The organism is Amphritea atlantica (assembly GCF_900111095.1).
Taxonomy (GTDB): domain Bacteria; phylum Pseudomonadota; class Gammaproteobacteria; order Pseudomonadales; family Balneatricaceae; genus Amphritea; species Amphritea atlantica.
This window is the reverse complement of sequence record NZ_FOGB01000002.1, coordinates 133,545-148,381: the sequence shown is the minus strand read 5'-3', so window position 1 is coordinate 148,381 and position 14,837 is coordinate 133,545. Positions and strand designations below refer to the sequence as shown.

The window sequence follows — 14,837 nt, the reverse complement described above, 5'->3', positions numbered from 1 at the left end:
AAAGAAAAACCAGAGATATCTGTTTCCTTTCCCACCACCCCATTATTTAACATCTAATTATTTCTTTATTATTTCAACCTTTTCAACAGTGAGTTTTTTATACCACTTATCATCCTTTGCATACATCATGGCATTAACGTCATCGAATTGATTGAATAACAGAAAATTTTCCTTAATCAACTCCTCTGTATAAAAATCACCCCTAGAAAGATCTCTTTTCAATATTGGCGAATATAAGTCGTTAATTCTATTTGATAGAATTAACTGGTTACAAATTCCATACCTGTCATACCCGGCACAAAGTTTACTTATATTAACATCAGGAACAAAGCTATATTCAACAATTATATGAGCATCAGATGTTATTATATGGGCTTTACTCGTTGATTTCCCTGTAAAGAAGTAGCTGAATCTCTGAAAGTATGGAATTTTAAAAGCCAAAGGACCTTCGCTTACGAACTGAAGCTGACTATCACCTGTACTGCCAGAAATAACCACATAGTCATCTTTTACATATGTAATTGAATCCATTAAAAATGGTATTGTTAATAAAGATATCAAAAACAACTTTCTTCTTTCAGATATATATTTACCAAGCTTAGACTTATTTTGGCAAAGCAGAGATACGTCTATTTTATCACCCTTGTTATGGAACACTGATAACACCAGGTCAGACAGAGAAACGAGGACGATTAGCTTTTCAACAGGCAAATATTTATAAATACCAATATACACATATGAAAACGGAATAAACTCAATTGAAAAAATAAGCAATATGGCCGCCGTTAGAACAACAACAATCCATCCAATAAAATCAAGATAACGTACCATATAATAGTATAGATAAAAATCTCTATATCTAAAAACGTTAGCGGCTCTGGCAACTAGAACAACCCCAAGTAAGGCAATGAAAACCAGCTTAAATAGATGAAAAAAATCAAGAACCCCATCAATAGAAGTGCCCTTTATCGCATAATAAAAACTACCTAGTATATAAAGTGATAGTGATACTAAAAGCGAAAGATATAGACCCCACGCACTCGCTATATGAAAATATCGTTCTTTTCTCACAAACTCCTCCTTGAGTAAAATTTTATTGGTAAATCATTCCAGTAATCGAATAAAACACTCTGACCCTATTGATTTAATAAAAGTAGCTAGATCACCGCTCGATAGCGAAGGGGATAAAAAACCAGCCCTTTAATTACTTTTACTTATATCAAAGCGTTAAATCAACTTACCCGCAGCTCTTTCTTTGCTTTTCCGAGCCACGAGCTACGTCTTTTCTAGCCCCTAGCTAGCAAGCGCGCAGCGCGTTCCAGCTAGCCGCGTAGCGGCGGTCTAAAGCTAAGGCTAACCGCTTCGCGGTTAAGCCTTAGCTTTGGCGATCTCCCGCAGCCGCTTCACCACCGCCGCATTCACCGACCTTTGGGTAAAGGTGCCATCTTCCTTCAGCTGGCCCGCTTTGCGGCCCATCAGCAGTTCCAGACACTGGTCGACGGTGGCGACGGCGTAGATACTGAACTGTCCCTCAGCCACGGCATCCACTACTTCACGTTTCAGCATCAGGTTACGGATATTGGCTTTGGGGATGATCACCCCCTGGGTGCCGGTGAGGCCGCGGGTTTGACAGAGGTTGAAGAAGCCTTCGATCTTTTCGTTGACCCCGCCAATCGCCTGCACTTCGCCATACTGGTTGATGGAACCGGTGATGGCGTACTGCTGTTTAATCGGGATATCGGTCAGTGCCGAGATCAGGGTGCACACTTCCGCCATTGAGGCGCTGTCGCCGTCGACATAGCCGTAGGATTGCTCCAGCGCAATGCTGGCGGACAGGGTGAGAGGGAAGTCTTTGGCGTATTTATGCCCCAGATAACCGGACAGGATCAGCACCCCTTTGGAGTGAATCGGCTGCCCCAGGGTGACTTCGCGCTCAATATCGACAATACCCCGGTTGCCGGGATGTACGGTGACGGTAATGCGCGCCGGGAAACCAAAAGAGACATCACCTACACCCAGCACGGTCAGGCCATTGGTGCGGCCGGAGGCTTCGCCGTCGGTATCGATCAGGACGGTTTCATTGAGAATACTGTCGAGGATCTTGGAGGAGATGCGGCTGGTGCGACGCTCTTTGGCCTGTAACGCCATCTCCACATGCTGATCGTTGATGATCTCGTCACGGTTGCGAATCCGTTTGTAGTCCGCTTCGCAGAGCAGGTCGACCAGCTCGCCGACATGGGCCGATAGCAGTTCCTGATCCTCAGTCAGGCGTGAGCTGTGCTCCACCAGCCGGGCTACGGCCTGACGGTTCAGCGGCGCCAGGCCCTCTTCATCGGCCAGGGTTTTCATCAGCCGGGCATAGCTACGGATGGTGGCAGGTTCCCGTTTTACATCCTCATCAAAATCCACCACTACCCGGAACATCTTCTCAAAATCGTGATCCAGTTCCTGTAGCAGATAGTAGGTTTCACGGGTACCGATCAGCACCACTTTGACATTCAGCGGGATCGATTGTGGCGCCAGGGTGATGGTGCCCATGCCGGTCATCTCTGACATCGGGTTTTCGATGCGGATCTCATGGGATTTCAGCGCGCGTTTCAGGGCACCGTAGACAAAGGGTTGCTCCAGCAGTTTCTCTGATTCCAGCACCAGATAACCACCATTCGCCCGGTGTAGCGCACCGGAGCGGATCAGTTGAAAGTTGGTGCTCAGGGCCCCCATCTCCGAGTTGTATTCGATGCGGCCAAACAGGTTGTCATAGGTGGGGTGGGTTTCAAACACCACCGGAGCGCCCTTGGTTTTCTGGTTATCCACCAGCATATTGACGCCAAAGGTGTTCTCCATATATTGCCGGCGGGCCAGATCGGTGCGCGCTTCGTTGGGCTTATCGTCTTCAATAATATCGAGGGCGTTTTTAACCAGGTTGGACTCCAGCTGACCGAGATAATCGGGCACGCCGGAAAAGTTATGGTATTTCTCCCGCAGTGGCTGAATCAGGGGAGCCACCGCATTGCGGGCGGTTTCCCGGTCCAGCACTTTCATCTTATCGCCTGCTTCCCGGCGCCACTTGGGCATGCTGGCCAGCTCTTCATTGAGGTATTCTTCCAGCTTGGCAATATTACGGGTGAACTCGTCGCGAATCTCTTCTGGCAGCTGGGAAAAAGCCGCCTCATCCATCCCCTGGCCTTCCGCCACCGGGGTAAAGCCGATGCTGCCTGCATCGCGGTAGACGGCGATGCTGTGCTCCCGCGCCAGACTATCCACTTTCTCAATCGCCTGATCGTAAAGGCGGTTAAAATCCCGTTCCACCTTACTCTTCTTGCGCTGATAGGCCGGGCTTTCAAACGCGGCCGGCAGTTCCGTGAGAATCCCCTCTATCAGATGTTTGATATCCCGCTTGAACACCCAGCCTTTGCCCGACGGCAACTGAATCACAATAGGGCTGCGGGTCTCTTCCAGATTGTTCAGATAACACCAGTCGCTGGTCTTCTTCAGCTCTTTTTTGGCTTTTGAACGGATGCTCTCGATGGCGAACGAGAAACGTCCGGTGTGGGGGTTGCCCATAACGAACATGTTGTAGCCAGGGCGCTTCATACCGATACCGAACTCCATCGCTTCGACGGCGCGTTCCTGGCCAAAGAAACCGGCATAGGGCTCTAGTGTTTCGGTGGTTTTGAAAGGCAGCAACTCGGTGTTGCAGTGACGGTAAAGCTGATCGGGGGAGAGCTGGGTCTCTTTTTCCATAACGGATCATTCCTGCGACTGGAGTTGACCCCTCCTGTTATAACCCGAGTCGAAACTCCACGCAAGGAACGATTTTAGTGCTGCTTACTGAGCCAGTAACTGATGCCTAAGCTCTTGAATTAGTTCGGATGTATCGGGGCGGATTCCGCGCCAGATAGCAAATGACTCAGCGGCCTGTTCAACCAGCATGCCCAGGCCATCAAGGGTTTTCTCTGCACCATGGGCGGCAGCCCAGCGGTTGAACGGAGTCACTTCTGCCGCATACATCATATCGTAGCACCAGGCCCCAGGGCGCAGCAGATCGTCGGGGAGGGGAGGGACTTCACCCTGCAGACTGGCGGCGGTGCCATTGATCACCAGATCAAATTGCTGACCGTTTAACTGGTCGTAACTACAGGCTTCGATAGCCCCATGATCAGCAAACAACTGTGCCAGCTGTTCGGCTTTAGCAACGGTGCGGTTAGCGATGACCAGCCGGGCAGGGTGCAACGCCAGAATCGGTTCCAGCACGCCGCGCACGGCACCACCGGCGCCGAGAATCAGCAGATCTTTGCCAGCGATCTCACCGTCATTGTTGCGGGTGATATCGGCGACCAGCCCAAGACCATCGGTATTATCGCCACACAACTGACCGGTCTGATTACGGTAGAGGGTGTTAACCGCCCCGGCCATCCTGGCCCGGTCGGAGTGACACTCCGCTTTCTGCCATGCCTCAACCTTGAACGGCACGGTGATGTTCAGGCCTTTACCCTCTCCCTCAACGGCGAGAAAGTTATCCACAGCCTCATTAAAACCATCCTCCGGCACCAGTACTGAGGTGTACTCAAGGTCCTGCCGCGTCTGCTGGGCAAACGCGGTATGGATCAGCGGTGATTTGGAGTGCTTGATCGGGTTACCAAACACGGCGTAACGATCGGTCATCTCAGCCCTCCAGCCAGTTCTGAGGTTTCAGGAAGTGCTCATACAGCTCCGCCTCTTCTGAACCGGCTTCCGGTTTCCAGTCATAGCCCCAGCGAACTTCCGGTGGCAGCGACATCAGAATCGACTCGGTACGCCCTCCAGACTGCAGACCAAACAACGTGCCCCGGTCAAACACCAGGTTGAACTCGACATACCGCCCCCGGCGGTGCAGCTGGAAATCACGCTGACGCTCACCATAGGGGGTATTTTTACGTTTCTCGACGATGGGGCAATACGCAGGGGCATAGGCGTCGCCAATCGAGCGCATCAGTGCAAAGCAGGTATCAAAGTCCGGCTCATTGAGATCGTCGAAAAACAAACCACCAATACCCCGGGGTTCATCCCGGTGTTTAAGGTAGAAATAGTCATCGCACCAGGCTTTGTAGCGGGAATAAACATCGGCACCAAACGGATCACAAGCCTCTTTCGCCGCCTGATGCCAGGCGCGGCAGTCCTCTTTATCGCCGTAATAGGGGGTCAGATCGAAACCACCGCCAAACCACCAGACCGGCTCTTCACCCTCTTTTTCTGCGATAAAGAAACGAACGTTGGCATGGGAGGTCGGCACATAGGGGTTGTGCGGGTGGATAACCAGCGACACCCCCATCGCCTGAAAGGTGCGACCCGCCAGTTCCGGACGATGTGCCGTGGCCGAGCCCGGCAGCTTATCGCCGAACACATGGGAAAAGTTGACCCCGCCTTTTTCGATCACTGCGCCTTCCGCCAGCACCCGGGTACGACCTCCGCCACCGGCCTCCCGCTGCCAGCTATCCTCGACAAAAGTTGCCAGCCCATCGACCTGCTCCAGTTGAGCACAGACACTGTCCTGCAGGCCCAGCAGATATTCTTTTACCGCATTAATGTCCGGTGCTGACATTCTCTTACCTCTGTGGTTGAAGCGCTGTTAGTTTCTACCAACCGCGGCTCTGTTTAACTTCGTACCGGCGTATCACTGTCCAGTCGATAAATTGTCGTTGGCCGGCTCAGAGCACCAAGCTCACCGGGCACGATAGCATCCACTTTATCCTTGAAGTGAATATTCACTTTCAATTTATCCCTTGCAGCATCTTTATCTGAGTAATTTGCCGAGGTAGATACAATCATCGACCCAAACTCATCACAAAGATTCTTCACCTGATAGTGATCACTTACTCTCACGGCGACTGAAGCGTGATTTCCTTTAATCCAGTAGGGTATAAGATTATCAGGATCAGGTAAAATCCATGTGACGGGACCTGGCCATGAAGCCTCGACGCGCTGCCGGTCTTTTAGCGCAAGATTGTCCAGTAGTGGTTTCACCTGTTGCACTGAAGATGCCACCAGAATCAACCCTTTATGAACCGGACGACGCTTGATGGCCAACAGACGGTATACCGCTGTTTCATTGAAGGGGTCGCAGCCGAGCCCCCAAACAGCTTCGGTAGGGTAGGCGATAACACCACCATGGTGCATCGCCCTGGCTGCCTGACGAATATGCCACCAGCCCATAGCGATCAGATTTCGCCGTTGGCCAGTCGTTCCTGCAGCGCTTTATCTTTCGCAACAACCGCATCGGTATTCGCCTGACGCTCAGCCTTGATCCGCTCCGCCAGCTCTGCATCCTGCACAGCAACGATCTGGCACGCCAGGTAAGCAGCATTTTTAGCGCCCGCTTTACCGATGGCAACGGTCGCTACCGGAATGCCACCTGGCATCTGTACGGTAGAGAGCAGGGCGTCCAGGCCGTCCAGAGAGGACTCAATCGGTACACCAATCACCGGCTTAGTGGTGTTGGCTGCAACCGCACCCGCCAGGTGAGCCGCCATACCCGCTGCACAGATGAATGCTACTGCGCCACGCTGATCAGCATCTTTAACATACTCATGTGTCTGTACCGGTGTACGGTGCGCAGAACTTACTTTCATCTCAAACGGAACTTCGAGAGAACGAAGAACGTCAACGGCAGCCTTCATAATCGGCAGGTCAGAGTCGGAACCCATCAGAATAGCAACAAATGGTTTAGTCATGATTTCCTTCAAAAGTCGTGAAGTTATTCGGGAAAACGTGGCAAATTACTCTAAAACTGTACAACATTCAACCACGCAAAATAGCGGGTTTTTTACGTCCCGGAACACTAAACAGATCAATCTTTTTTCAGATCAGTCGCTGATAACCATCCGGGGTGTTTTCAATATAGCCCGACAGCTCCATCGCCACCAGCTGCGGCAACAATTCTGCGGCATCCAGCCCTGTTATGCCGATCAGTTGCTCCAGCGTCACCAGCTCATAACCGATCTGTTCCAGCAGCCGGGCTTCGACGTCCGTCAGCTTAATGGACTCCGGCATGGTGCGCTTTTCATCGTGGCAATAACTGCCCAGCAGACTGGCTAAGGGCTCGATTATCTGCGCACTGGTTTCGATCAGCATCGCCCCTTCACGAATCAGATCGTGACATCCATGGCTCTGAGGGTTGTTCAGTGCTCCGGGCAGGGCGAACACCTCCCGCCCCTGCTCCAGCGCCAGACGCGCAGTAATTAACGAACCACTGCGCCGGGCCGCTTCAACCACCAGCACCCCGGCACTCAGGCCACTGATAATCCGGTTACGGCGGGGAAAGTTATGGGGTAGCGGCGCCATTCTTAGCGGGTATTCTGACACCAGCGCGCCGCCCTGCAAGACAATATCATCAGCCAGACGCTGATGCTGACGGGGATAGATATTCAACAACCCGGACCCCAGCACTGCCACAGTGGGCTTTGACAGCGCAACAGCAGCCATATGCGCCGCGCCATCAACACCCCTGGCAAGCCCACTGGTAATGGTAATTCCGGCCCGTGTCAGGTCGCTGGCGAAGGACCGGCTCAGCGACACACCAGTGCGGCTGGCTGAACGGCTACCGACAATAGCCAGCTGAGGCAGATGCAACAGCTCGGGATCGCCACTGATATACAACAACAGGGGAGGGTCTGATATCTGCTTTAATAAAGATGGATATAGATCCGAGGTGAATGATATCAGGTGATTCGAAGGCGATTGCAGCCAGTGCTGAACCGTTTCAAGATAGTCGCTGTCAGGCCACTGGCCTGCCTGAAAAGCATGGATATGACGAATTGTCTGAGCAGGCAGACTGAGCGCCTCACGCTGTGAAGCATTCAGTTCCAGCAGGGCAACAGGCTCAAAGCCTTTCTGCGCTGCCAGCCTGAGCAGAACACCCGGCCCCATTCCGGGCAGTTCTGACAGTGCTATCCATTCCCTGAAATAGTTTTCCATGGACACTCCTTGTCCATCTTCATGTTTAACAGCCGGTGTTACTCGGGCGTATGAACCTCATCACCGATAGCAACAACATCGGTAGCTTTCAGGATCAGCGCATAACTGACCTTTTCATACGCCTTGAAGATCATCATCAGGCCCGACTTTTCAGACGGCAGAGTGATCAGCTCTTTAGTCACCGGATCTTTGAGCATTTCACCGGCGCGGTAAATTGTCAGCACATGGCCCGGTTTTAACCCTTCACGTGCACCCTGATTGATGGAAACAACATCATACTGTCCAGCCTGACGCACGCCGCGCAGTACTGAGAGAATTCGACCGTTGATCACGCTGTCTGGGGCACTGGGATAGAAGACAGACTGAATAGCTTCTTTAGGGCTGGGGTATACACGGTCCAGGGCAGACACCTCTTCCCGGGTTTTACGCAGGTCCAGAGTGATAATATCCCCTTTCTTGCTATCCACTACCGCATCGCCAATTTTAAACAGCTCGTAGCCCAGATGTTCCTGGGTGACCGGATCGATATACTCTTTGGCAGGACGATAGATATTCTGCCGCGAATAATCTCCCACCAGCGTGCCCCGCGCATAAACCCGGTCACCGGCACCGGCAACAATCCGGTTTGCGGTGCCGCCCACGATATAGGGGGAGGCGGTCAGTTCATCACTGTCCATAACAATGTTGTCCGCCAGGAAGCTGATAATATCTTTCAGAGGAATCGCCGGGATCGCATCCTTCAGCGAGGTCACTTTCGCTTTCGGGCTCAGACGCAGAATACCGTCATTCAGCACCAGACGTGGCTGACCATCAACCCACTTCAGAGTCAGTACATCACCCGGGTAGATCAGATGGGGGTTATCAATCTGCTGGTTGTATCCCCACAACTGAGGCCACTTCCATGGCGATTGCAGGAACATCCCGGAGATATCCCACAGCGTATCACCTTTAACCACTACATACGTTTTCGGATGGTTTTCTTTCAACGCCAGGGTATCTTTGCGAACATCGGCCTGCGCCGGCATTACTAATGCAATACATACCGCCAAAGCGCCCAGAAAACCTGTTACCAGTTGTTTCATCTTCTAATCCTTGTCTCAGACCGCCATGTTTTTGAGAGTCTATAACAGTATCGGCAATACATTGTGTATCTATATCAGTATAATGGGAAGATTATTGATTCTAGCGCTCATTTTTTTCAACCTTTTCTTTCTCAAGCAGCCATGTCATTACTTCCAATACTTGAATTTCCAGATCCACGCCTGCGCACAATTGCTGAGCCGGTTACCGAATTTAACGATGAGCTGCGCCAGCTGGTCAAAGACATGTTTGAAACCATGTATGACGCTCCCGGCATCGGCCTGGCCGCAACGCAGATCAATGTGCACCAGCGTATCATCACTATCGATACCTCTGAAGAGAAAAATAGCCCTCTGGTGGTTATTAATCCCCAGATTGAGGTTCTTGCTGATGAAACAGAGCGGATGCAGGAGGGCTGCCTCTCCGTTCCAGGGTTCTATGAAGACGTTGAGCGGCCCAACAAAATCCGCCTCACCGCTCAGAATGAGTTCGGCGAAGAGTACACTCTGGAAGCAGATGATCTGCTGGCCGTCTGTATTCAACACGAAATCGATCACCTGGAAGGCAAGCTGTTTGTCGATTACCTGTCACCACTGAAACGTAATCGCATCCGCAGCAAACTGGACAAACTGCACAAACAAAAGGCCTGAAGCATGTCAGACACCGCCAGACAACTGCGCATACTGTTTGCCGGAACGCCGGACTTTGCCGCCGCCAGCCTTGCCGCACTACTGGACGCTGGCCATCAGGTGATCGGTGTTTATACCCAGCCTGACAGGCCTGCAGGCCGCGGCCGTAAACTGACACCAAGCCCGGTAAAAACAGTCGCTCTGGAACACGACCTGCCGGTCTATCAGCCACTGAACTTCAGGCAGCAAGAGGATCGCCAGCAACTGGCCGCGCTGGATGCTGATCTGATGGTGGTGGTGGCCTATGGCTTACTGCTGCCCCAGGCGGTGCTTGATGCGCCCCGGCTGGGCTGCATCAACGTCCATGCCTCACTGCTGCCGCGCTGGCGCGGTGCTGCACCAATCCATCGCGCACTGCTGGCAGGTGACAGCGAAACCGGTGTCACCATTATGCAGATGGATGCCGGGCTGGACACCGGTGATATGCTGCTGAAGAAGCGCTGCCCGATCACTCCCACGGATACCAGCGGTGAGCTGCATGACCGCCTGGCCGCCATCGGTGCAGCAGCACTGTTGGAAAGTCTGCCCGCCATTGCCGACCAGTCAATCCCACGGGAAGTTCAGGATGATAACCTGGCCTGCTATGCCCACAAGCTGGAAAAGGCGGAAGGGGAGATCGACTGGAGCAAACCCGCCACTGAGATCGCCCGACAGATCCGCGGACTGTCGCCCTGGCCGGTTGCCTTTACCCTGCTCAACGGCGAAACCCTCAGGGTCTGGTACGCCGAACCCAGCGATCAGCAGCACGCTACAAAACCCGGCACCGTGATCGGCACCGATAAAAAAGCGATTATTGTCGCCTGTGGCAGCGGTGCGGTCAGACTGCTTAAAATACAACTTCCCGGCAGCAAAGCGATGGACAGCAGCGCAGTGCTGAACTCCAAACGGGAACTGTTTAGTGACGGTACGGAGCTGGGCCACCCCAAATGAATATCCGCGCCATTGCAGCACGCGCTCTGGGCCCGGTTATCGGGCGCAAAGAGTCACTCAACACGGCACTTCCCCGGGCCCTGCAGCAGTGCCAGGAAAGCGACCAGGCGCTGTTACAGCAGATCTGTTATGGCACCATGCGCTTTCTGCCGCGGCTATCCTGCCTCGCAAATCAGCTTCTGAAAAAACCGTTCAAACCCCAGGATCAGGATCTTTACGCCCTGGTGTTGCTGGGATTTTACCAACTGCTGGAGATGCGCGTTCCCGCCCATGCCGCGATCAGCGAAACCGTTGAAGCCGCCAGCCAGCTGAATAAAGAGTGGGCCAAAGGGCTGCTCAACGCCCTGTTGCGCAATCTGCAAAGAGAGCAGGGATCACTGTTTGAACAACTGAGCGAACAGCCCGAGTTTCACTACAACCACCCACAGTGGATGATCGCCAAACTGCAACACAACTGGCCGGACCACTGGCAGGCGGTACTCGAACAGAATAGCCAGCAGCCGCCGATGACGCTGCGGGTCAACCAGCAGAAAACCTCACGGGATAACTACCTTCAGCAGCTCCGGGATGCCGGTATCGCCGCCTCAGCGACCCCCTATTCAACAACAGCGATCCAGCTGGACTCACCGGTGGACGTCAACCTGCTCCCTGGGTTTGCCTACGGTTTTGCCAGCGTTCAGGACGAAGCAGCACAGCTAAGCGCCGGACTAATGGATCTGCAACCCGGCCAGCGGGTACTGGACGCCTGTGCTGCGCCGGGCGGCAAGCTATGCCATATTCTGGAACACCAACCCGATCTCAGCCATGTCACCGCCATAGAGCTGGAGCCAAACCGGGCAGATCGAATTGAGGAAAACCTCAGCCGCCTGAACCTCTCAGCGGAAGTAATCATTGCCGATGCCGCTACCCGTACCTGGTGGGATGGCGCAGAGTATGACCGCATTCTGGTAGACGCCCCCTGTTCTGCAGCGGGCGTGATACGGCGCAACCCGGACATCAAACATCTGCGGCAAAATGAAGATATTAAGCCACTTGCCGAGCTGCAGCTGGCTATATTAGATAACTGCTGGCAGATGCTGAAACCCGGCGGCCGGCTGGTCTATGCTACCTGCTCCGTGTTCCCTCAGGAGAATGAGCGGGTCATTGAACGGTTTCTCAAGACACAAACAGATGCATGCCACCTCCCAATCGAGGCGAACTGGGGCATTGAGCGACCCTATGGCCGCCAGCTATTTCCTCAGCCGCAGGGACACGATGGCTTTTATTATGCGGTATTGCTAAAGGATCAGAACTGAAGCAGACTGTTCTGCCAGCTGACCGGAGAGTTATTAGATATGAAAATCATTATTCTTGGCGCGGGGCAGGTGGGCGGCACGCTGGCAGAAAACCTGGCCAGTGAAGCCAACGATATCACCATTGTCGATACCAATATTGGCCGCCTGAGAGAGTTACAGGATCGCCTCGATATCCGCACAGTGGAAGGTAAGGCATCCCATCCATCGATTCTTGAACAGGCCGGCGCCCGTGATGCGGACATGCTGATCGCCGTCACCAACAGTGACGAAGTCAATATGATCGCCTGTCAGATCGCTCAGAGCCTGTATAACACGCCAACCAAGATCGCCCGGGTGCGCGAGCACGACTATCTGCTGAAAGACAAAGCGATCTTTACCGATAAATCGATCCCTATCGACGTACTGATCAGCCCGGAAGAGCTGGTAACCAAGCATATCCGCCGCCTGATCGAGCACCCCGGAGCGCTGCAGGTGCTTGATTTTGCCGACGGCATTGCCCAGCTGGTTGCCGTTAAAGCCTACTACGGCGGCCCCCTGGTAGGCCGGGAGATATCTTACCTGCGCTCACACATGCCCGCTGTTGATACCCGGGTAGCGGCCATTTTCCGTAAAGACCGGCCAATCATCCCCAAAGGGGATACCGTCATTGAAGCGGACGATGAGGTTTTCTTCATTGCCGCAAAGAAAGATATCCGCGCCGTTATGAGCGAGCTGCGCCGACTGGACCGTCCCTATAAGCGGGTTATCATCGCCGGCGGCGGCAATATCGGCGCCCGACTGGCACAGAATATCGAGAGCAAGTATCAGGTTAAAATCATTGAGCGGGATATCCGCCGCTGCAACAACCTGGCAAAAAATCTGGATAACACCATCGTCCTGCAGGGCAGTGCATCGGATAAAGAACTACTGCTCGAAGAGAACATTGAAGACACCGATGTTTTCTGCGCCCTCACCAATGATGATGAAGCCAACATTATGGCTTCGATGCTGGCTAAGCGGCTGGGAGCCCGCACCGTGATGACACTGATCAACAACCCCGCGTATGTTGATCTGGTGCAGGGCGGGGTGATCGACATCGCCATTTCACCACAGCAAACCACCATCGGCAGCCTGCTGACCCACGTTCGCCGCGGCGACGTAGCTGCGGTTCACTCCCTGCGTCGCGGCGCAGCCGAGGCTATTGAAGCGGTCGCTCATGGTGATAAGCGCACCTCCAAAGTGGTCGGCAAAACAATCGAAGAGATCGATCTGCCTGCCGGCACAACCATTGGCGCCATTGTCCGCAAGGATGAGGTGCTGATTGCGCACGACGATATCGTTGTGGAAAATGACGACCATGTCATCCTGTTCCTGGTCGATAAACGGAAAATCAGTGAAGTGGAGCGTCTGTTCCAGGTAGGCCTGGGCTTCTTCTGATCGGAGAGTATTAATGCATTACAAGGTAATACTCCGGATTCTCGGCCTGCTGCTGATGATTTTCAGCATCACCATGCTGCCGCCACTGGCAATCTCATATGGCTACCATGACGGCACCCATATGGCCTTTATTTCGGGTTTCACCATCACACTGCTGACCGGATTTATTATCTGGTCGCCGGTTTACCGGGTCAGAGAAGATCTCAGAACCCGGGATGGCTTTCTGATCACCGTGCTATTCTGGGTCGTGCTGGGGCTGTTCGGGGCGATCCCCTTTATGCTATCCAAAGACCCGGGACTATCCTTCGTTGATGCGGTTTTTGAATCCCTGTCGGGGCTGACGACTACCGGCGCCACGGTTATGACCGGTATCGACGTTCTGCCAGAGTCGATTCTGTTCTACCGCCAGCAGCTGCAGTGGCTTGGTGGTATGGGAATCATCGTACTGGCGGTGGCGATTCTGCCAATGCTCGGTATCGGCGGCATGCAGCTTTACCGCGCAGAAACCCCCGGACCGGTAAAAGACAGCAAACTCACCCCCCGTATAACTGAGACCGCTAAGGCGTTGTGGTATATCTATCTGTCTCTTACGATTGCCTGTGCTCTGGGTTACTGGATTGCGGGTATGACGCCGTTCGATGCCATCGGCCACAGCTTCTCCACGGTCGCTATCGGCGGTTTTTCCACCCACGATGCCAGCATCGGTTACTTTGACAGCCCGCTGATCGAAGGGGTCTGCACCTTTTTTATGGTAATCTCCGCCATCAATTTCGGTCTGCACTTTTTTGCCTGGCGTCAGCGAACATTCAGTCACTATTTCCAGGACCCTGAGTTCAAATTTTATCTGATAATTCTCTTCAGTATCATCAGCCTGTCAGCAGTAGTACTGACGCTGACAGAAACCTATGCGCCTGTCGAATCAATCCGCAAGGCTATTTTTGAAGTTGTCTCAATCGCCACGACCACCGGCTTCGCCACAGCAGACTTTGCCCAATGGCCGGTAATGCTGCCATTCCTGCTCTTTGTGGCGGCGTTTGCCGGCGGCTGCGCGGGGTCAACCGGTGGCGGCATGAAGGTGATTCGTGTCCTGCTGATCCTGAAACAGGGCCATCGTGAGATAAAACGCCTGATCCACCCCAATGCAGTCATCCCGGTTAAGCTGGGCAGAGAACCGATCTCAGACCGGATTCTGGAAGCGGTCTGGGGCTTTTTCTCTGTCTATCTGATCGTCTTTATTCTGATGCTGATCATTCTGCTGGGCACCGGTCTTGATCAGGTAACAGCCTGGTCAGCAGTGGGCGCGACACTCAACAACCTGGGTCCGGGTCTTGGCGAGGTAGAAACCCATTATGGCGACCTGAACAGTACCGCCAAATGGGTACTGACCTTTGCCATGTTGCTGGGTCGCCTTGAAGTATTCACCTTGCTGGTGCTCTTTACGCCCTCGTTCTGGAAACGCTAAAAAAGAAAAAAG

Annotated in this window: 13 protein-coding genes; 5 read left to right on the top strand and 8 right to left on the bottom strand. The window is 53.2% G+C overall.

The features are described from left to right. Nucleotides 1-57 precede the first annotated feature (57 nt). The 8 genes from BMY09_RS03925 to BMY09_RS03890 form a co-directional block, all read right to left on the bottom strand. Nucleotides 58-1,071, bottom strand: coding sequence for a hypothetical protein (locus tag BMY09_RS03925; RefSeq protein WP_091354315.1), 1,014 nt, complete (start codon nt 1,069-1,071; stop codon nt 58-60). 297 nt (nt 1,072-1,368) lie between these two features. Next, nucleotides 1,369-3,744 carry a Lon protease family protein gene (locus tag BMY09_RS03920; RefSeq protein ID WP_091354312.1) on the bottom strand — a complete coding sequence of 792 codons (2,376 nt, stop codon included), beginning with the start codon at nt 3,742-3,744 and terminating at the stop codon, nt 1,369-1,371. 84 nt (nt 3,745-3,828) lie between these two features. Next, on the bottom strand, nt 3,829-4,665 hold the full coding sequence (aroE, locus tag BMY09_RS03915) for a shikimate dehydrogenase (RefSeq protein WP_091354309.1): 837 nt from the start codon (nt 4,663-4,665) through the stop codon (nt 3,829-3,831). A 1-nt stretch (nt 4,666) separates the two neighbouring features. Beyond that, the gene (hemF, locus tag BMY09_RS03910) at nt 4,667-5,581 is read right to left on the bottom strand and encodes an oxygen-dependent coproporphyrinogen oxidase (protein WP_091354307.1); all 915 of its coding nucleotides are present in this window, start codon (nt 5,579-5,581) and stop codon (nt 4,667-4,669) included. Between the two features lie 53 nt (nt 5,582-5,634). Then, complete coding sequence (gene tsaC, locus BMY09_RS03905) at nt 5,635-6,192, bottom strand: L-threonylcarbamoyladenylate synthase type 1 TsaC (protein WP_091354305.1); 558 nt, start codon at nt 6,190-6,192, stop codon at nt 5,635-5,637. A 5-nt stretch (nt 6,193-6,197) separates the two neighbouring features. Further along, complete coding sequence (gene purE / locus BMY09_RS03900; protein WP_091354302.1) at nt 6,198-6,710, bottom strand: 5-(carboxyamino)imidazole ribonucleotide mutase; 513 nt, start codon at nt 6,708-6,710, stop codon at nt 6,198-6,200. A 127-nt stretch (nt 6,711-6,837) separates the two neighbouring features. Next, nucleotides 6,838-7,953, bottom strand: a complete 1,116-nt coding sequence (dprA, locus tag BMY09_RS03895) for a DNA-processing protein DprA (RefSeq protein ID WP_091354299.1) — start codon at nt 7,951-7,953, stop codon at nt 6,838-6,840. 38 nt (nt 7,954-7,991) lie between these two features. Further along, a complete protein-coding gene (locus BMY09_RS03890) occupies nt 7,992-9,035 on the bottom strand; it encodes a LysM peptidoglycan-binding domain-containing protein (RefSeq protein WP_091354296.1) in 1,044 nt (347 codons plus the stop codon). 141 nt (nt 9,036-9,176) lie between these two features. On the opposite strand from BMY09_RS03890, the gene def reads away from it, so the two are divergent. Genes def through BMY09_RS03865 form a run of 5 tightly spaced genes read left to right on the top strand, consistent with a single transcriptional unit; the run spans nt 9,177 to nt 14,825 of the window. Next, on the top strand, nt 9,177-9,683 hold the full coding sequence (gene def, locus BMY09_RS03885) for a peptide deformylase (RefSeq protein ID WP_091354294.1): 507 nt from the start codon (nt 9,177-9,179) through the stop codon (nt 9,681-9,683). A gap of 3 nt (nt 9,684-9,686) precedes the next feature. Next, nucleotides 9,687-10,652, top strand: coding sequence for a methionyl-tRNA formyltransferase (fmt, locus tag BMY09_RS03880; RefSeq protein ID WP_091354291.1), 966 nt, complete (start codon nt 9,687-9,689; stop codon nt 10,650-10,652). Next, the gene (rsmB, locus tag BMY09_RS03875; protein ID WP_091354290.1) at nt 10,649-11,947 is read left to right on the top strand and encodes a 16S rRNA (cytosine(967)-C(5))-methyltransferase RsmB; all 1,299 of its coding nucleotides are present in this window, start codon (nt 10,649-10,651) and stop codon (nt 11,945-11,947) included. Before fmt ends, rsmB begins: the two co-directional genes overlap by 4 nt. 39 nt (nt 11,948-11,986) lie before the next feature. Further along, on the top strand, nt 11,987-13,363 hold the full coding sequence (gene trkA, locus BMY09_RS03870; protein WP_091354287.1) for a Trk system potassium transporter TrkA: 1,377 nt from the start codon (nt 11,987-11,989) through the stop codon (nt 13,361-13,363). Between the two features lie 13 nt (nt 13,364-13,376). Continuing rightward, the gene (locus tag BMY09_RS03865; RefSeq protein ID WP_091354284.1) at nt 13,377-14,825 is read left to right on the top strand and encodes a TrkH family potassium uptake protein; all 1,449 of its coding nucleotides are present in this window, start codon (nt 13,377-13,379) and stop codon (nt 14,823-14,825) included. Nucleotides 14,826-14,837: the final 12 nt, after the last annotated feature.